Raw genomic sequence first — 16,341 nt, forward strand, 5'->3', positions numbered from 1 at the left:
TTGGGAGCCATACCAACAAGGCAATCTTTCCACTGTCAAGTATTGCGTTTTGGCGCCGTGGAGGACGGCGTTACCGCAATTCCAACGGACGGAATTCAGCGCGGACCGACGACATCACGCAAGCAAATCCGGATTGATCAACCGCTCGAACGAGAACATCTCGTCCCATTTTTCCTGTGTCAACAGCTTGCGTTCGACCACGACGATCTGGTGCAGCGACTTGCCGCTCTTGTAGCCCTCGCGCGCGATCTCGGCGCATTGCTTGTAGCCGAGCAGCGGCTTCAGCACCGTTACGATACCCAACGAATTCAGCACCATGTTGCGGGTATGCTCCTCGTTGGCAGTGATGCCCACGACGCAATTCTCGCGCAGGCTGTTGACCGCGCGCTCCATGGTGCGAATCGAGAAGAACAGCGCGAACGAGATCACCGGCTCCATCACGTTGAGCTGGAGCTGACCCGCGGACGCCGCGAGCGTCACCGTGGTATCGAGCCCGATCACGAGGAAGCTGGTCTGGTTGACGACCTCGGGAATGACGGGATTGACCTTGCCCGGCATGATCGACGAGCCCGGCTGGAGCTGCGGCAGGTTGATCTCGTTGAAGCCGGCGCGCGGGCCTGAAGCCAGCAGGCGGATGTCGTTGCAGATTTTCGTCAGCTTGCTCGCGGTACGCTTGAGCACGCCGGACAATTGCACGTAGGCGCCGGTGTCGGAGGTCGCCTCGACGAGGTCGCCCGCAAGGATGAAGTCGACGCCGGTGAGCGCGCTCAAATGCCGGACCGCGAGCTTGGGATAGCCGTGCGCCGCGGTGACGGAGGTGCCGATCGCGGTCGCCCCGAGATTGATCTCGCGCAGCAGCGCCCGTGCTTCGGAGATGCGATCGACCTCCTCGCCCATGGTGGTGCCCCAGCCGCGGAATTCTGCGCCGAGCGACATCGGCACGGCGTCCTGGAGATGTGTGCGGCCCATCTTCAGCACGCGCTCGAACTCCCTGCCCTTGGCGAAGAACGCCTCCTGGAGTTGGCGCAGCGCCGTCATGTAGCTCTCCAGCCGCAGGATCAGCGCCAGCCGAAAGGCGGTCGGATAGGTGTCGTTGGTCGACTGGCCGTAATTGACGTGATCGTTGGGGCTGACGTGCTGGTAATCGCCCTTGGCAAAGCCGAGCGATTCCAGCGCGAGATTGGCGATCACCTCGTTGGCGTTCATGTTGGTGGAGGTGCCGGCCCCGCCCTGGATGAAGTCGGTGACGAACTGGTCCATCATATCGCCGGCGATGACGCGATCGCAGCCCACGATGATGGCTTCCGCGACTTTGGTGTCTACCGCGCCGAGATCGCGGTTGGCCATGGCGGCGGCCTTCTTGACGTAACCAAGCGCCTTCACGAAGTAAGGCTCCTGGTTCATCGGAATGCCGGTGATGTGGAAGTTCTCCTTCCCGCGGATGGTCTGGACGCCGTAATAGATGTCGTCGGCGATCTCACGCTGTCCGAGGAAGTCCTGCTCCGTGCGGCTCATGGGCGCTCCTTGCTTAGCTCGCGCGGCGTCCTCAGTTCCGGCACAGCGCGCTGGTGACGAAGGTATCGGTGCGGCAGTCATCCGGTTTGCGTTGCCTGCCCGGAATCAGAACCTTGGCCGAGCACTTTTCCGCGGAGTCGGCATTCAGGCTCTTGCCTTCCGTGTAGCCCTTGCTCTGGCAGAGTTTGTCGGCGGCGAGCTTGCAGTCGGGCGCGCCGTTCGACGAGGCCGGACAGGCCACGCGTCCCGACACCATGGTCGATGGCTTCGCCAGGCGCGACAAATCGTTCATGGTCTCGCTCGGGCTTTTGATCGACGGCAGGATCGAGGGCAGCTTGTCGAACAGCTTGCCCATTTCGTTGATCAGCCCGGGATTTTCCTCATGCGCCGGCGGCGACGAAGGAGCTGTCGAGGGCGCCGGTGCGGCCTGCGGTCCTTGCTCCTGCAAGCCGAGCGCCGGCGGCGCAGATTGCGGCCATCCGCTACCGCCGGCAGCGAGCAGGACCGACAGCACCGAAAATATCAGCGTGCCCAGCCGCAGGACCGGATTGCCGGATCGAAGCATCATGACGGCAACCGTAGCCGAACGAGGCGCGGCGGCAAAGCGCCTTCGGGTTAGATCAATTTGATTGCGACGACAAAGCCGAGCACGAGCACCGCGGCGCCGATTGCCACCACCAGTCCGAGATGCTTCTCGATCTTGATCCGGATCCAGTCGCCGTAGCGGTTGAGCAGGATCGCCACGATAAAGAAGCGCCCGCCACGCGCCACGATCGAGCACAGGATGAAGAGCCCGATATTGTAGCCGGCAAAGCCGGACGTGATGGTCACGAGCTTGTAGGGGATCGGTGTCAGGCCCTTGAGCAGGATGATCACGGCGCCCCATTCGGCATAGGAGGCGCGGAAGGCGTCGACCTTGCCGCCGAGACCATAGACCTCGATCAGCCAATGGCCGACCGAGTCGAAGAGCAGCGCACCAATGGCGTAGCCCAACAGGCCACCCAGCACCGATGTCGCAGTGCAGATCGCCGCATAGACCCAGGCGCGCTGCGGACGCGCCAGTGACATCGGGATCAGCATCACGTCCGGGGGGACGGGAAAGAAGGAGCTTTCAGCGAAAGCCACGGCGCCCATGATCCAGAGCGCGTAAGGCTTGTGAGCGGCGTCGATGCACCAGTCGTAGATACGTTTCAGCATGGCGCCGCGATGAAGCACCATGGGACGGATTTGTCCATGCCGAGATGGGACCGATTTGTACCAATACTAGTGGCGCTTGCGCGCGGTGCGGCCTTCGAGCGCGACGATAGGCCGCCTGGCGGCGACCCGCGGTGACGCAACTTTGGGCAGCTTCATCGCCGACTTCGGCAGCTTCTCGGCGATGCCGAGCATGTCTTCACGCCGCGCCATCTCGCGCCAGACGTCCTCGGGGCGTACGCCGGCCGAGGCCCAGAGCACGGTCAGATTGTAGAGTAGATCGGCGCTTTCCCGGATCACGGCTTCGCTATCGCCGTTGACCGCGTCGATAACGACCTCGATCGCCTCTTCGGCCAGCTTCTTCGCCATTTTGGATGGACCGCGCTGAAACAGCCGCGCGGTGCGCGATGTTGCCGGATCAAGATCCCTGGCCGCGAGCACAGCCAGATATAGCCGCTCAAGCGAATCACTCATGGTACGCAAACTACTCGAAACACATTGTAAGCGTGTTAACACACGGCAATAAAAGCAGAAAACAGGCCGCCGCGGCAAGCGCGACAGCCTGTTGGTCGGTGGCCCAGGGCGGATCGGTCAATAGCAACTGTAGCCGGAATAGCCGTGGGCGCAAACGTTGTTGTACCCACCATAGCGCTCTTGCGGATAGCCCGGGCCGTAGTAGTAGCCGGGGTTGCTGTAGTAGACCGGGCCGCCGCCGTAATAATAGCCCGGACCGCTGTCATAGGCGTAGGCGTTACGGCTTGCGGCGATCGCAAGACCGGTACCGACGATGCCGGCAAAGGCTGCGGCGGCCGCGGCTCCGCCGCCACCGCCATGCCAGTGACGGCCGCCTGCTTGTGAAGCGGTCGGGGTCATTGCGGTCAGCGCCAGCACCGCGGCGGAAGCGAGAACGGCCTTGCGGCCGGCAAATCTCGAAAATCTGTCGAACATTGTCTGGACCCTCCTTGGGACCCGAATGGTGCCTGACGACAGGCTCATGCCTTTCAAACACCCACATCCCATGTTGGGTTCCCCAAGCTAAACACAAGCTGAACGGGGTTGCGTGATCGTGACGCAACCGCCGCTCATCCGCCGTTCATGTTGGCGCGGACAAGCTTGTCGCCAGCCGGCGCTCCGAGCGTCACCAAGCCATCACAACACCGGACCGGCGCGACTGATGTTCGAATTCACGACAACCGCTCTTCGCGGCCTGCTCGCCGCTGCAATCTCGCTTGCCTCGCTGACGGCGCGCGATGTCTCGGCGGCCGAAACCCCCGCGCCTTCCATTGCGATCCACTTCACCTTCGACCGCCCGATCGATGCGAGCATGGCGCCGTTCTTTCTTGCCGCAAAGGACGGCAGCTTCGGCGCCGAACGTCTCAACGTCTCCTTCAGCAGCGCGGCCGGATCGCCGGAGGCGCTTGCGCGCGTCGCCAAGGGCGATAGCGAGCTCGGGCTCGTAGACATCAACGAGCTGATCCGCTTCCGCGACAAGGATGCGACACCGGTCAGGGCGGTATTCGTGCTGTTCAACCGCGCGCCCTACGCGATCGTCGCCCGCAGGAGCCGCGGCATCCACCTCCTGCCCGACCTGGACGGCAAGACCGTCGGCGTTGCCGATAGCGATCTGTCGATGCGGCTGTGGCCGGCACTGGCGCAGCAGAACGGCATCGACACGGCTCACGTGAAATTCCACAAGATCAGCGCCGCGGTGCGCGAGCCGATCCTCTCCGCGGGACAGGTCGATGCCGTCGCCGGCTTCAGCTATCTCTCGGCAGTGAACCTGCGCGACCGCGGCGTACCAGGCGGTGATCTCGTCGCGCTTCGCTATGCCGATTATGGTTGCGAGGCCTATGGCTTTGCCGTCGTGGTCAACCCGGCCTTCGCCGCGTCCAAGCCGGACACCGTGAAAGGATTCATCCGCGCATTGATCGCCGGCATCAACGCGACCGTCAAGGACCCCGCGCGTGCGGCGGACGAGGCCGCGAGCCGCATCGACGGCGGCGACCGCGATCTTGAGCTGGAGCGCCTGCGCACCGTCCTCGTCGACAACATCCTGACCGACGAGGTCCGTCGCAACGGCCTCGGCGACATCGACCCGGCGCGCATGGACCGCTCGATCGACCAGATCGGGCAGGATTTCAAATTCCGCAAACGGCCGGTGGCGGGCGACATCTTCGACGGCGGGTTCTTGCCGCCAGTCGCAGGGCGGCTGATCAACTGAGCAAAACCGACAGCTTCCGCTATATCTCACAGGCGATCCCTGATTAGAGTATGCGCTCACTCCGTTCCAGCCGCCCGAGCTCCTCGCCGATGCCCATTCTCCGCCTCTACACCCGCGTTCTCGAGCTGCTCGGCAAAGAGGCACGGCTGGGCTGGCTGCTCGCGGTCGTCAATCTCCTGCTTGCGGGCTCGCAATTCGCCGAGCCGGTGCTGTTCGGCCGGATCGTCGACGTGCTCTCCGGCAAAACGGTCGCAGGCTCCAACTCGGCCTGGCCGTTCCTGGTTGCATGGGTCGCGTTCGGGCTGTTCACCATCGCCTGCAGCGCGCTCGTGGCGTTGCAGGCCGACCGTCTCTCCCACCGCCAGCGGCAGGCGGTCCTGACGGACTATTTCGAGCACATCCTGCAACTGCCGCTGACCTTCCATTCCGGCACCCATTCGGGCCGGCTGATGAAGGTCATGCTCAACGGCACCGATGCATTGTGGCGGCTGTGGCTGGGCTTCTTCCGCGAGCATTTTGCCGCCATCCTCTCGGTCGTGGTGCTGCTGCCGCTGTCGCTCTACCTGAACTGGCGGCTTGCAATCCTGCTGTTCGTGCTCTGCATCGTCTTCACCGCGCTGACCACCTTCGTGGTGCGCAGAACCTTCGGCATGCAGATGGAAGTGGAGGAGCACTACAGCGAGCTCTCCGCGCGCGCGTCCGACGCCCTTGGCAACGTCGCGCTGGTGCAGAGTTTCGTCCGCGTCGAATCCGAGGTGAAGGGCCTGCGCTCCGTCGCCGACCAGTTGCTAGCGGCGCAAATGCCGGTGCTGTCGTGGTGGGCACTCGTCACCGTCATCACGCGCGCCTCCACCACGATCACCGTGCTCGCGATCTTCACTTTCGGCATCGCGCTGCACGACCAGGGGCTGACCTCGGTCGGCGACATCGTGATGTTCGTGAGCTTCGCGACGCTTCTGATCCAGAAGTTGGAGCAGGTCGTGAGCTTCATCAACAACGTGTTCATGGAAGCCCCGCGCCTGCGCGAGTTCTTCAACGTGCTCGATGCGGTGCCTGCGGTGCACGACCGGCACGACGCGATCGATGCGGGTCGGCTCTCCGGCCTCGTCGAATTCAACGACGTCACCTTCTCCTATGACGGCAAGCGGCCGGCGGTCGAGGACCTCTCCTTCACCGCGCTTCCCGGCCAGACCATCGCGCTGGTCGGCGCAACCGGTGCCGGCAAGTCGACCGCGATTGCGCTGCTGCACCGCGCGTTCGATCCGCAGTCCGGCTTCATCAGGATCGACGGCATGGACGTACGCGGGATCACGCTGACATCGTTGCGGCGGAACATCGGCGTGGTCTTTCAGGAGGCGCTGCTGTTCAACCGCTCGATCGCGGAGAATTTGCGCGTCGGCAAGCCGGACGCCACCGAGGCCGAGATGCGCAAGGCGGCGGAGCGTGCGCAAGCGCTCGAATTCATCGAGCGCAGCGGCGGCTTCGAGACCAATGCTGGCGAGCGCGGCCGCATGCTGTCCGGCGGGGAGCGCCAGCGGCTGTCGATCGCGCGTGCACTGCTGAAGGATCCGCCGATCCTGATCCTGGACGAGGCGACCAGCGCACTCGACGCCGTCACCGAGGCCAAGGTGAATACCGCTCTCGACGAAGTGATGAAAGGCCGCACCACCTTCGTGATCGCCCACCGTCTCTCCACCATCCGCAATGCCACGCGGATCCTGGTGTTCGAGAACGGGCGTGTGATCGAAAGCGGAACTTTCGACGAACTCGTGGCCAAAGGCGGCCATTTCGCCGACCTCGCCAGGGCCCAGTTCATGGTTCAGGAGAACGCACGGGCCAGCGTGACAGCGGCCGAGGCTGCCGCGACGGCCGCCAAGTCGCCTTAGCAGTCGCGTTGGCAAGTCGCCTTGGCAAGTCCCCATAGTACCGTCGAAATTCGGCCCATTTCATTGCGGAATACCCCGCTGATGCCCCTATTCCCGACGCACGAGCCGGTATAGGTTTGCGGCGCCGCAAGCGGCGGCGCTGGATTCAGAACCGAACATCAGATCACGAGAGCCGACCGGAACCGGCGGGTCTCCAAGGACCGGAATCGGATAGTGCACGCTCTTCGCCCGCTGCTTCGTCAATCCCTGTTCAACCTGCTCGCCGCGGCACTCGCATGCGGCGCATTGCTCGCGCCGCGCGCGGCGAGCGCGGAAGCGCTGCTCCTGATCGAGGCCGATAGCGGCAAGGTGTTGCAGGCGGAAAACGCGACCATTCCCTGGTATCCGGCTTCCGTCACCAAGATCATGACCGCCTATGTGACGCTGAAGGCGGTCAAGGACGGCAAGCTCACACTCGACACACTGCTCACGGTGTCGCCGACGGCAGCCTCGCAGTCGCCTTCGAAGATGGGGTTTCGCCCGGGAACGCAGCTTACCGTCGACAACGCGCTCAAGATGATGATGGTGAAGTCGGCGAACGATATTGCCGTCGTGCTCGCCGAAGGCGTCGGCGGTTCGATCGACGGTTTCTCGGCGCTGATGAACGACACCGCGCAGAAGCTCGGCATGACGCAGACGAGCTACGTCAATCCGAACGGCCTGCCCGCCGACGGACAGATCACCTCCGCGCGGGATCTCGGCATTCTGGCGCGCTCGTTCCTGCGCGATCTGCCCGAGTACGAGTACTTCGTGCACATTCCGGCAATCCGCTTCGGCAAGCGCGTCACCGGCAATTTCAACAAGCTGATCGGCCGCTATCCCGGCGCCGACGGTTTCAAGACCGGCTTCATCTGCGCCTCCGGCTACAACCTGGTCGCATCGGCCACCCGCAACGGCCGCCGGCTGATCGCCGTCGTGCTGGGCGCCAGCTCCGGGACGGCGCGCGCGGTGAAGGCGGCGCAGCTGCTGGAGCGCGGCTTCTCGCAAGACAATCTCACCTGGCTCCGCCCCTCGCTCGGCACCGTCGACAGGCTGGTGCCGGTCGACGCCTCGCCGCCGAACCTGCGAGACGACATGTGCGGCGGCCATCGCAAGCGGCCGGCCAGCGACGATGACGACGCACTGATCGCGACCAATGGCGGCACGTCCGGATCGGCCTCGGCCACCGGCGGCGAAGCCCAGGTCACCTTCTTCACGGCCGGGCTGCAGCCGCCCCTGGTGAAGGCCTCCGAGCTGATGGCCTCGGCCCCGGCGGCGGCCGAGCCCGTGCTGGTCTATACCGGTCCGACCCGCACCGGGACCGCCCTGATCGCGGCGGTCGCGGCCGATGCCGACCAGCAGGCCACGCCAAAGCCGCGTGGCAAGAAGTCGCGCGTCGCCAAAAAGCCCGACGCGGCAGACAAGCCAGCAGACAAGCCGAAGGATTCCAAGACGGCGGCGGCGAAGTCCGATGCCAAGCCGGCGGCTGCCGCAAAGCCGGCCGACGGCAAGTCCGCAGCCAAGCCGGCCGGCAACAAGCATGCCGCAGCCAAGCCCGATGCAGTGGCAAAGCCCGCGGTGAGCGGCGAGCCAGCGGCCAAGCCCGCCAAGCCCAAAGCCGCGACCAAGCCCGCCAAGCCGGCCAACAACAGTTAAGGGCCGACGCGAGGCGAGACCCGCGCCGCGCTTCGCAGTTGCGGCAGCGCCATTTGCGAGGATTCCGGTAGCCACTCCCTGACGTTTGTCTTAAGCCTCGACCGCTTGCCACCCGTTCCCGCAGGCTCGATACTGACGGCAATGAGGCAAGCCCGAGACACAACGGGCTCTGGTCAATGAGGGGAGTTTCCATGGAGCGCATCTGGCTTAAGCAATATCCGCCCGGCGTCCCCGCCGATATCGAGCCGACGCAATATTCATCGCTGGTCGACCTCCTGGAGGAGAGCTTCGCCAAGTTCGCCGACCGCAAGGCGTTCATCTGCATGGACAAGTCGATCAGCTATCGCGACCTCGATCAGATGTCGCTGGCGATGGCGTCCTACCTGCAAGGGCGGGGCCTGCAACGCGGCGCCCGCGTCGCGATCATGATGCCGAACGTGCTGCAATATCCGGTCGCGACCGCGGCCGTGCTGCGCGCCGGTTTCGCGGTGGTCAATGTCAATCCGCTCTACACGCCGCGCGAGCTCGAGCACCAGCTCAAGGATTCCGGCGCCGAAGCCATCATCGTGCTGGAGAATTTCGCCCACACCGTCGAGCAGGTGATCGCGAAGACGCAAGTCAAGCACGTCATCGTCGGCAGCATGGGCGACCTGCTCGGCTTCAAGGGCGTGATCGTCAATCTGGTCGTCCGCCGCGTCAAGAAAATGGTGCCGGCCTGGTCGCTGCCGGGCGCGGTGTCCTTCAACGACGCGATCTCCGCCGGCCGCGGCATGATGTTCAACAAGCCCAAGCTGTCGCCCGGCGACGTCGCCTTCCTGCAATATACCGGCGGCACCACCGGCGTGTCCAAGGGGGCCACCCTGCTTCATCGCAACATCGTCGCCAACGTCTTGCAGAACGACGCCTGGCTGCAGCCGGCGATGGCCGCGCCGCCGCATGTCGATCAACTCATGGTCGTCTGCGCGCTGCCGCTCTATCATATCTTCGCGCTGACGGCCTGCTACCTGCTCGCGGTGCGCGCCGGCGGCTGCAATCTCCTGATCCCCAATCCACGCGACATCCCGGGCTTCATCAAGGAATTGGCGAAGTACCAAGTCAACAACTTCCCGGCCGTGAACACGCTCTACAACGGCTTGATGCATCATCCCGACTTCAAGAAGCTCGACTTCTCCAAGCTGAAGATCTCGAACGGTGGTGGCATGGCGGTGCAGCGCCCCGTCGCCGAGCAGTGGAAGGCCATCACGGGCTGCTCCATCGCCGAAGGCTACGGCCTGTCGGAGACATCTCCGACGCTGACCTGCAACACCACGACCAATCCGGAGTTCAACGGCACCATCGGCATCCCCGTGCCCTCGACCTGGATCTCCATCCGCGACGACGACGGCAACGAGGTGCCGCTCGGCCAGCCCGGCGAGATCTGCGCCAAGGGCCCGCAGGTGATGTCGGGCTACTGGAACAGGCCGGAGGAGACCGCCAAGGTGATGACCGCGGACGGCTATTTCCGCACCGGCGACATCGGCATCATGGACGAGAAGGGATACACCAAGATCGTCGACCGCAAGAAGGACATGATCCTGGTCTCCGGCTTCAACGTCTATCCGAACGAGGTCGAGGAAGTGATCGCGAGCAACCCGGGGGTGCTCGAATGCGCCGTCATCGGCATTCCCGATTCCAAGTCGGGAGAGGCCGTGAAGGCGTTCGTGGTCAAGAAGGACCCGAACCTCACGGCGGAGGCCCTGGTCAAGTTCTGCCAGGAGCAGCTGACGGGCTACAAGGTGCCCAAGCACATCGAATTCCGCACCGACCTGCCCAAGACCAATGTCGGCAAGATTCTGCGCCGGCAGCTGCGCGACGAGAAGAAGGCGGAGGCGGCGTAAGCGCCTCTTCGGTTCATGACTGATTTCGGCAACATCAGCCCGGCCGGCATCCTCGCCTTCTGGCGCGAGGCCGGCCGCGATGCCTGGTACGAGCGCAATGACGCATTCGACGTTGAGGTCAGGCGCCGCTTTCTCGCGCTGTGGCAGAAGGCGGTCGCCGGCGAGCTCTCGTCATGGGAGGAGACCGACGAGGGCGCACTCGCGCTCGTCATCGTGCTCGACCAGTTTCCGCGCAACATGTTTCGGGGCACGGCGCAGGCCTTTGCCAGCGACGCGTTGGCGCGCGACGTCGCCCGCCGCGCAATCGAGAGGGGCACGGATCGCAGGATTGATCCCATCCTGGTCGAATTCCTCTATTTGCCCTTCATGCATTCCGAGCACCTGCCCGACCAATTGCACTGCGTCGCGCTGTTTCAGAACACCGAGAATGCCGAAAACCTGAAATACGCGCGGGAGCACGCCGATATCATCCGGCGGTTTGGCCGCTTCCCCCACCGCAACCGCCTGCTCGGCCGCGAGACCACGGCGGACGAGCAGGCCTTCCTCGATGGCGGCGGGTTCGCCGGCTGATGACATCACGGTGAAGCATCCCGCCATCACCGCTTCCCGGGTCACTATCCTTGCCGGCAATATTGTGCAGGCCCGCCGCACGGTCTAAAAAGCGGGACCGATTTTCAGGGAGACTGACGATGGCGATCCAGACTGGCGACAAGCTGCCCGAAGCGAAATTCCGCGTGATGACGGCCGAAGGTCCGCAGGTGAAGACCACCGACGATATCTTCAAGGGCAAGAAAGTAGCGCTGTTCGCGGTGCCGGGCGCCTATACCGGGACCTGCCACAAGATGCATCTGCCGAGCATCTTCCTCAACGCCTACGCCCTGAAGGACAAGGGCGTCGACACCATCGCCATCGTCTCCGTCAACGACGCCTTCGTCATGAACGCGTGGAAGCGCGACACCGACCAGCGCGACGAAGCCATTTTCCTGGCCGACGGCAATGCCGACTTCGCCAAGGCGATCGGCATGGAACTCGACGCCTCCGGCAATGGTCTCGGCATCCGCTCCAAGCGCTATTCGATGCTGGTCGAGGACGGCGTGGTCAAGAAGCTGAACCTCGAGGCGATGCCGGGTAAGGTCGAAGTGTCCGGCGGCGATACGCTGCTCGGGCAGCTGTAAGCGGCGACCGCTTTCAGCCACAAACGACACTGTCATGTCCCGCGAAAGCGGGGCATCCAGTATTCCAGAGACAGTTTGTTGAATCGAGAGGCCGCCGCGTACTGGATCGCCCGGTCAAGCCGGGCGATGACGGCGGAGCATGAGGAAGCAGCGCGGATCCGCGCTACTCCGCCACCCGCTGCTGCAACCGCGCCTTCACGATCCCCTCGCGCGCGAGCTGATCGGCGCGTTCGTTCTCGGGATGGCCTGCGTGACCTTTGACCCAGTGCCACCGCACGTCATGGGCCTTCAGCGCGGCGTCGAGGCGCTGCCATAGCTCGACATTCTTCACCGGCTTCTTGTCGGCGGTACGCCAGCCGTTGCGCTTCCAGCCGTGGATCCAGCCGGTGATGCCCTGACGGACATATTGGCTGTCGGTGTAGAGATCGACGGTGCACGGCTTCTTCAGCGCTTCCAACGCTGAGATCGCCGCCATCAATTCCATCTGGTTGTTGGTGGTGTGGCGCTCGCCACCGTTCAGTTCTTTTTCCTTGTCGCCGAACTTCAGAATCGCGCCCCAGCCGCCGGGCCCCGGATTTCCCGAGCAGGCGCCGTCGGTGTAGATCGTGACAATCGGGAGCTCGCTCACGCCACCAGCCCCGACGGCGACAGCCCGTAGTCGCGCACGCTGGAAACGCTCTGATGGAAGCGCAGCTTGCGGACATATTCCAACGGATCCTTCGGCTTGACCAGCGCGCCGGGCGGAACGTTGAGCCAGTCGACCAGCCGCGTCAGCAGGAAGCGCATCGCAGCGCCGCGCGCGAGCAGCGGCAGCGCGGCCTCTTCCGCCTCGGACAGCTTTCGCACGCGGCCATAGGCATTGAGGAAGGCCCGCGCCTTGGTGACGTTGAAGGAATGATCCGGCTCGAAGCACCAGGCGTTGAGGCAGATCGCGACATCATAAGCCAGCATATCATTGCAGGCGAAGGTGAAGTCGATGATCCCGGAGAGCTTGTCGCCCAGGAAGAAGACGTTGTCGTTGAACAGGTCGGCGTGGATCACGCCTTCGGGCAGCTGCGTCGGCCAGACCCCGCTCTCGAGGTAGTCGAGCTCGTGGCTCAGGAACGCGCGCAGGCCGGGCTGCACCTCGTCGGCCCGCTGTGACGCGGCATCGAACAGCGGCCGCCAGCCCGGGACCGACAGCGCGTTCGCACGCCTGATCGCGAAATTCGCGCCGGCCAGATGCATCCTGGCGAGCCCCTCGCCGACGCCGGCGCAATGGGCCGCGTTCGGCTTGCGCGGCCAGACGCCTTCGAGAAAGGTGATGATCGCGGCCGGCCGGCCCGACAGCTCGCGCAGCGCCTCGCCGTCCGTTCCCTTCACCGGCAGCGGGCAGTTGACGCCGTGCTCGGCCAGATGCGTCATCAGCGCGAGGAAGAACGGCAGATCGTTCTTCGCCACGCGCTTCTCATAGAGCGTGAGGATGAACGATCCCTTGGTCGTATGCAGCAGGAAGTTGGAATTTTCAACGCCCTCGGCGATGCCCTTGTAGGAGAGCAACTCGCCGAGATCGTATTGGTTGAGGAAGTCCGCAAGCTCGTCGGCGGCAACGTCGGTGTAGACCGCCATGAAGGTCTACTCGGCGGCGGCTTCGGGGCGCACCTGGCGCGGCAGCGGGAAGAACTCGTTCTCTTCCGCAGCCGAGACCGTCTCCACATGCAGTGTGAAGCGCTCGGCGAACGCGTCCATAATCTCCTCGACGATCACTTCCGGTGCCGAGGCGCCCGCGGTGATGCCGAGGCTGGTGATGTTCTCGAACCGCTTCCAGTCGATTTCGGTGGCGCGCTGCGCCAGCACGGCGATCGGGCAGCCCTCACGCTCGGCGACTTCGCGCAGGCGCTGCGAGTTCGACGAGTTCGGCGCACCGACCACGATCAAGGCGTCGACCACCGGCGCCACCTTCTTCACCGCGAGCTGGCGGTTGGTGGTGGCGTAGCAGATGTCTTCCTTGTGCGGCCCGTTGATGTTCGGGAAGCGCTCCTTCAGCAGCGCCACGATCTCCGCGGTGTCGTCGATCGACAACGTGGTCTGGGTCACGAAGGCGAGGTTGTTCGGATCCTTCGGGGCGATGGTCTTGGCGTCCTCGGCAGTCTCGATCAGGGTCACGGCGCCCGTCGGGAGCTGGCCGAGCGTGCCCACCACCTCCGGATGATGGGAATGGCCGATCAGGAAGATCTCGCGGCCGCGCTTGAAATGGATCGCGGCTTCGCGGTGGACCTTGGTGACCAGCGGGCAGGTCGCATCCAGCGAGAACAAATTGCGGGACGTGGCGTCGGCCGGAACCGATTTCGGCACCCCATGGGCTGAGAACACCACCGGCGCGGTGGTGTTTTCCGGGATCTCGGCGAGTTCCTCGACGAAGATCGCGCCCTTCTTCTTCAACCCATCGACGACGTACTTATTGTGCACAATCTCATGGCGAACATAGACGGGGGCACCGTATTTATCGAGCGCCCGTTCCACGGTGTCGATCGCCCGGACCACCCCGGCGCAGAAGCCACGGGGAGAACAAAGCACGATCTTGAGGTCTGGTTTGGCTGACATTGAGCGATCTCGGGACCGAATCACCTCGCCAAATGGGCGGGCAGCGGTCGATGGATGAATAGGGCTTGGGTACGGTCTTACAGGGACTTCAGAGGGAATTGGGCCCCCTTTCGGGCGCTGTCAAGGCACTATCTATAGCAGAACCATTGCGTGGCTACCCCCTCCGGGCTTATATAGCCCGAATTCCCAGTCATCGCTGATGACCACCGGTTTCGCCTCCAAAGGGGTGGGCGAAGCACAAAGGAGATTTGCCATGAGCAACGCACCTCTGATGCCCAAGGCGACCGCCGTCTGGCTGCTCGACAACACCGCGCTGACCTTCGATCAGGTCGCCGATTTCACCAAAATGCACCCCCTCGAGGTGCGCGCGATCGCCGATGGCGACGCCGCCCAGGGCATCAAGGGCATGGATCCCCTTTCCAATGGCCAGCTGACCCGCGAGGAGATCGAGAAGGGCGAGAACAACCCGGACTACCGGCTCCGCCTCCAGGAGAGCAAGGTGGTGCTGCCGCCGCAGCCCAAGCGCAAGGGCCCGCGTTACACCCCGGTCTCGCGCCGCCACGAGCGCCCGAGCGCCATCCTCTGGCTGCTCCGCAACCATCCCGAGCTCAAGGACGCCCAGATCATGCGCCTGGTCGGCACGACCAAGAGCACGATCGCCAGTGTCCGCGATCGCACCCACTGGAACACCTCCCAGCTGACGCCGATCGATCCCGTCACCCTCGGCCTCTGCTCGCAGATCGAGCTCGATTTCGAGGTCGCGCGCGCGGCCAAGGAAAAGCCGATCGACGCAGCCTATGGCGGCGCCACCCTGCTGCCGGCCTCCGAAACCACCAAGAAGGACGAGTACGAACCCGCGGAGAGATCCAGCGACGATCTCAATGTCGATGCCGTGTTCGCCAAGCTGAAGACGCTCGGCGGCAAGAAGCAGGACCAGGAGGAGGAGTGATCCTTCGCTCCCTGCTGGTCATTGATGGGAATGCGAACGCGGCGGGGCCAACCCGCCGCGTTTTTGTCTGTGGCTTCCGCCAAACTTCAGAACTTATACGTCACACCACCGCCGACCAGCCACGGGTCGATATGCGCGGTGCCGGTCACCGGCAGACCACTGACCGTCGCCGAATAGTCCGGCCGCAACCAGAGCTTCTTGACGTCGACGTTGAGGCCCCAGTGCCGATCGAGCATGTAGTCGAAGCCGAACTGCACCGCGCCACCGAAGGCGTTGCTGACATGCAGGCTCGTGGTGGTGGCGACGATCGCGGGCGGACCGACGATCGCGGCCGGCGTATTGGCGGCCGAGTTGTTGAAGAACACCGTGTAGTTCACGCCGGCACCGATATACGGCTTGAACGCGCCGAAATTGTCGAAGTGATATTGCAAGGTCAGCGTCGGCGGCAGCAGCGTGGTCTTGCCGATCGGCAGATTTGCGAGCGAGCCGGTGCCGCTGATCGAATGCCGGGTTACACCGAGGATCAACTCGGCCGCGATGTTCCTGGTGAAGAAATAGCTGATGTCGAGCTCAGGCACGACCTGGTCGCTGATCGAGAGGCCCGAATTCGGCGATGACAGCGACGGAACGCCGGCGACATTGACGGTTGAGCCGCCCGCATCCGGCAACACGCCTAGCACCCGCAAACGCACCATCCAGGGATTGAATGCTTCTACCGGCGGCGGCGCCTTTTTGTAGAGCGGCAAATCGGCGGCCTGTGCCGAGGCAAAAGCCCCCGCCAGCGCCGCACCCAGCGCCGCGAGCCGCGCCATGTTTCTTATCATTCCGTCCATTGCATTCCCCTTCAGCCATGTGCGCGCTTCGTTGCGCGACATCAGCGTCAGAGCAGAAAGCCAATGGTGAAGGATTTGATGCCGATCAAATCAGGACAAATGCGATTGCGATTTGGCTGCGGCGTTGCAGATGTGTCGCGGCAGGATACTGCTGCAGCTTACATCATGGCCGGTCCGGATGGTTCAGCATGTATTCGCCGAGGTCGCGCTGGCGGCGGTCGGCGCGGGTGGTCGCAGCGCTGCGCTGGACGTCGCGGTCCTTGCGGCAGGCCACGTATTCGGGCGAACCGGCAGCATAGCCGCGGCTCTGGCAGACCGCGTCGTCATCATCGCCGCCCATCGCCACCGGCGTCTGGTAGCGCGCGGAGCAGGCGGAGAGAATGAGGCCCGCAAATGCAATCGCTAGAAACGGCTTCGAATTCATGGCAGGCCCT

General features: G+C 64.0%; 17 protein-coding genes. 7 read left to right on the plus strand and 10 right to left on the minus strand.

Annotated elements, in window-relative coordinates; all coding sequences use genetic code 11:
- Positions 1-114: 114 nt before the first annotated feature.
- From AC0L2F_RS02650 to AC0L2F_RS02670, 5 genes are all read right to left on the minus strand, one after another.
- Positions 115-1,515 carry an aspartate ammonia-lyase gene (locus tag AC0L2F_RS02650; RefSeq protein ID WP_007597482.1) on the minus strand — a complete coding sequence of 467 codons (1,401 nt, stop codon included), beginning with the start codon at positions 1,513-1,515 and terminating at the stop codon, positions 115-117.
- A gap of 31 nt (positions 1,516-1,546) precedes the next feature.
- A complete protein-coding gene (locus tag AC0L2F_RS02655; protein ID WP_473247376.1) occupies positions 1,547-2,083 on the minus strand; it encodes a hypothetical protein in 537 nt (178 codons plus the stop codon).
- A gap of 47 nt (positions 2,084-2,130) precedes the next feature.
- Complete coding sequence (locus tag AC0L2F_RS02660; protein WP_007615385.1) at positions 2,131-2,733, minus strand: YqaA family protein; 603 nt, start codon at positions 2,731-2,733, stop codon at positions 2,131-2,133.
- A gap of 45 nt (positions 2,734-2,778) precedes the next feature.
- Complete coding sequence (gene hisE, locus AC0L2F_RS02665) at positions 2,779-3,183, minus strand: phosphoribosyl-ATP diphosphatase (RefSeq protein WP_007615386.1); 405 nt, start codon at positions 3,181-3,183, stop codon at positions 2,779-2,781.
- Between the two features lie 117 nt (positions 3,184-3,300).
- Positions 3,301-3,657 carry a hypothetical protein gene (locus AC0L2F_RS02670; protein ID WP_007615387.1) on the minus strand — a complete coding sequence of 119 codons (357 nt, stop codon included), beginning with the start codon at positions 3,655-3,657 and terminating at the stop codon, positions 3,301-3,303.
- Positions 3,658-3,883: 226 nt separating this feature from the next.
- On the opposite strand from AC0L2F_RS02670, the gene AC0L2F_RS02675 reads away from it, so the two are divergent.
- The 6 genes from AC0L2F_RS02675 to AC0L2F_RS02700 all read left to right on the plus strand — a co-directional run bounded on the left by AC0L2F_RS02675 (position 3,884) and on the right by AC0L2F_RS02700 (position 11,542).
- Positions 3,884-4,930 (plus strand): ABC transporter substrate-binding protein, encoded by a 1,047-nt coding sequence (locus AC0L2F_RS02675; RefSeq protein ID WP_007615388.1) that lies wholly within the window; start codon positions 3,884-3,886, stop codon positions 4,928-4,930.
- A gap of 89 nt (positions 4,931-5,019) precedes the next feature.
- On the plus strand, positions 5,020-6,816 hold the full coding sequence (locus AC0L2F_RS02680) for a glucan ABC transporter ATP-binding protein/ permease (protein ID WP_007615389.1): 1,797 nt from the start codon (positions 5,020-5,022) through the stop codon (positions 6,814-6,816).
- 213 nt (positions 6,817-7,029) lie between these two features.
- Positions 7,030-8,490, plus strand: a complete 1,461-nt coding sequence (locus tag AC0L2F_RS02685; protein ID WP_473247377.1) for a D-alanyl-D-alanine carboxypeptidase family protein — start codon at positions 7,030-7,032, stop codon at positions 8,488-8,490.
- Positions 8,491-8,681: 191 nt separating this feature from the next.
- Positions 8,682-10,367: a long-chain-fatty-acid--CoA ligase gene (locus AC0L2F_RS02690; RefSeq protein ID WP_473247378.1), complete on the plus strand. Its 1,686-nt coding sequence runs from the start codon at positions 8,682-8,684 to the stop codon at positions 10,365-10,367.
- A 15-nt stretch (positions 10,368-10,382) separates the two neighbouring features.
- Complete coding sequence (locus AC0L2F_RS02695) at positions 10,383-10,937, plus strand: DUF924 family protein (RefSeq protein ID WP_473247379.1); 555 nt, start codon at positions 10,383-10,385, stop codon at positions 10,935-10,937.
- A 119-nt stretch (positions 10,938-11,056) separates the two neighbouring features.
- Positions 11,057-11,542 carry a peroxiredoxin gene (locus AC0L2F_RS02700; RefSeq protein ID WP_027565673.1) on the plus strand — a complete coding sequence of 162 codons (486 nt, stop codon included), beginning with the start codon at positions 11,057-11,059 and terminating at the stop codon, positions 11,540-11,542.
- A 163-nt stretch (positions 11,543-11,705) separates the two neighbouring features.
- On the opposite strand, the gene rnhA is transcribed toward AC0L2F_RS02700, so the two are convergent.
- Genes rnhA through ispH form a run of 3 tightly spaced genes read right to left on the minus strand, consistent with a single transcriptional unit; the run spans position 11,706 to position 14,125 of the window.
- On the minus strand, positions 11,706-12,170 hold the full coding sequence (rnhA, locus tag AC0L2F_RS02705) for a ribonuclease HI (protein ID WP_473247380.1): 465 nt from the start codon (positions 12,168-12,170) through the stop codon (positions 11,706-11,708).
- Positions 12,167-13,150 carry a homoserine kinase gene (locus AC0L2F_RS02710; RefSeq protein WP_473247382.1) on the minus strand — a complete coding sequence of 328 codons (984 nt, stop codon included), beginning with the start codon at positions 13,148-13,150 and terminating at the stop codon, positions 12,167-12,169. The genes rnhA and AC0L2F_RS02710 overlap by 4 nt, the downstream gene beginning before the upstream one ends.
- A 6-nt stretch (positions 13,151-13,156) precedes the next feature.
- Positions 13,157-14,125, minus strand: coding sequence for a 4-hydroxy-3-methylbut-2-enyl diphosphate reductase (gene ispH / locus AC0L2F_RS02715; protein ID WP_007597506.1), 969 nt, complete (start codon positions 14,123-14,125; stop codon positions 13,157-13,159).
- Positions 14,126-14,378: 253 nt separating this feature from the next.
- On the opposite strand from ispH, the gene AC0L2F_RS02720 reads away from it, so the two are divergent.
- Positions 14,379-15,074: a DUF1013 domain-containing protein gene (locus tag AC0L2F_RS02720; protein ID WP_007597507.1), complete on the plus strand. Its 696-nt coding sequence runs from the start codon at positions 14,379-14,381 to the stop codon at positions 15,072-15,074.
- 86 nt (positions 15,075-15,160) lie between these two features.
- Here AC0L2F_RS02720 and AC0L2F_RS02725 read toward each other — a convergent pair whose 3' ends face one another.
- Together AC0L2F_RS02725 and AC0L2F_RS02730 are read right to left on the minus strand one after the other, a co-directional pair.
- Positions 15,161-15,907, minus strand: a complete 747-nt coding sequence (locus AC0L2F_RS02725) for an OmpW/AlkL family protein (protein WP_007615395.1) — start codon at positions 15,905-15,907, stop codon at positions 15,161-15,163.
- A gap of 163 nt (positions 15,908-16,070) precedes the next feature.
- A complete protein-coding gene (locus AC0L2F_RS02730) occupies positions 16,071-16,331 on the minus strand; it encodes a hypothetical protein (protein ID WP_007597509.1) in 261 nt (86 codons plus the stop codon).
- Between the last annotated feature and the right edge of the window lie 10 nt (positions 16,332-16,341).

The organism is Bradyrhizobium sp. Ken64, from assembly GCF_055807555.1.

Excerpts from the sequence above, each read along its gene's own strand:
- AC0L2F_RS02650 (WP_007597482.1), bottom strand. The coding sequence starts at position 1,515 with ATGAGCCGCACGGAGCAGGACTTCCTCGGACAGCGTGAGATCGCCGAC.
- AC0L2F_RS02655 (WP_473247376.1), bottom strand. The coding sequence starts at position 2,083 with ATGATGCTTCGATCCGGCAATCCGGTCCTGCGGCTGGGCACGCTGATA.
- AC0L2F_RS02660 (WP_007615385.1), bottom strand. The coding sequence starts at position 2,733 with ATGGTGCTTCATCGCGGCGCCATGCTGAAACGTATCTACGACTGGTGC.
- hisE (WP_007615386.1), bottom strand. The coding sequence starts at position 3,183 with ATGAGTGATTCGCTTGAGCGGCTATATCTGGCTGTGCTCGCGGCCAGG.
- AC0L2F_RS02670 (WP_007615387.1), bottom strand. The coding sequence starts at position 3,657 with ATGTTCGACAGATTTTCGAGATTTGCCGGCCGCAAGGCCGTTCTCGCT.
- AC0L2F_RS02675 (WP_007615388.1), top strand. The coding sequence starts at position 3,884 with ATGTTCGAATTCACGACAACCGCTCTTCGCGGCCTGCTCGCCGCTGCA.
- AC0L2F_RS02680 (WP_007615389.1), top strand. The coding sequence starts at position 5,020 with ATGCCCATTCTCCGCCTCTACACCCGCGTTCTCGAGCTGCTCGGCAAA.
- AC0L2F_RS02690 (WP_473247378.1), top strand. The coding sequence starts at position 8,682 with ATGGAGCGCATCTGGCTTAAGCAATATCCGCCCGGCGTCCCCGCCGAT.
- AC0L2F_RS02695 (WP_473247379.1), top strand. The coding sequence starts at position 10,383 with ATGACTGATTTCGGCAACATCAGCCCGGCCGGCATCCTCGCCTTCTGG.
- AC0L2F_RS02700 (WP_027565673.1), top strand. The coding sequence starts at position 11,057 with ATGGCGATCCAGACTGGCGACAAGCTGCCCGAAGCGAAATTCCGCGTG.
- AC0L2F_RS02710 (WP_473247382.1), bottom strand. The coding sequence starts at position 13,150 with ATGGCGGTCTACACCGACGTTGCCGCCGACGAGCTTGCGGACTTCCTC.
- ispH (WP_007597506.1), bottom strand. The coding sequence starts at position 14,125 with ATGTCAGCCAAACCAGACCTCAAGATCGTGCTTTGTTCTCCCCGTGGC.
- AC0L2F_RS02720 (WP_007597507.1), top strand. The coding sequence starts at position 14,379 with ATGAGCAACGCACCTCTGATGCCCAAGGCGACCGCCGTCTGGCTGCTC.
- AC0L2F_RS02725 (WP_007615395.1), bottom strand. The coding sequence starts at position 15,907 with ATGGACGGAATGATAAGAAACATGGCGCGGCTCGCGGCGCTGGGTGCG.
- AC0L2F_RS02730 (WP_007597509.1), bottom strand. The coding sequence starts at position 16,331 with ATGAATTCGAAGCCGTTTCTAGCGATTGCATTTGCGGGCCTCATTCTC.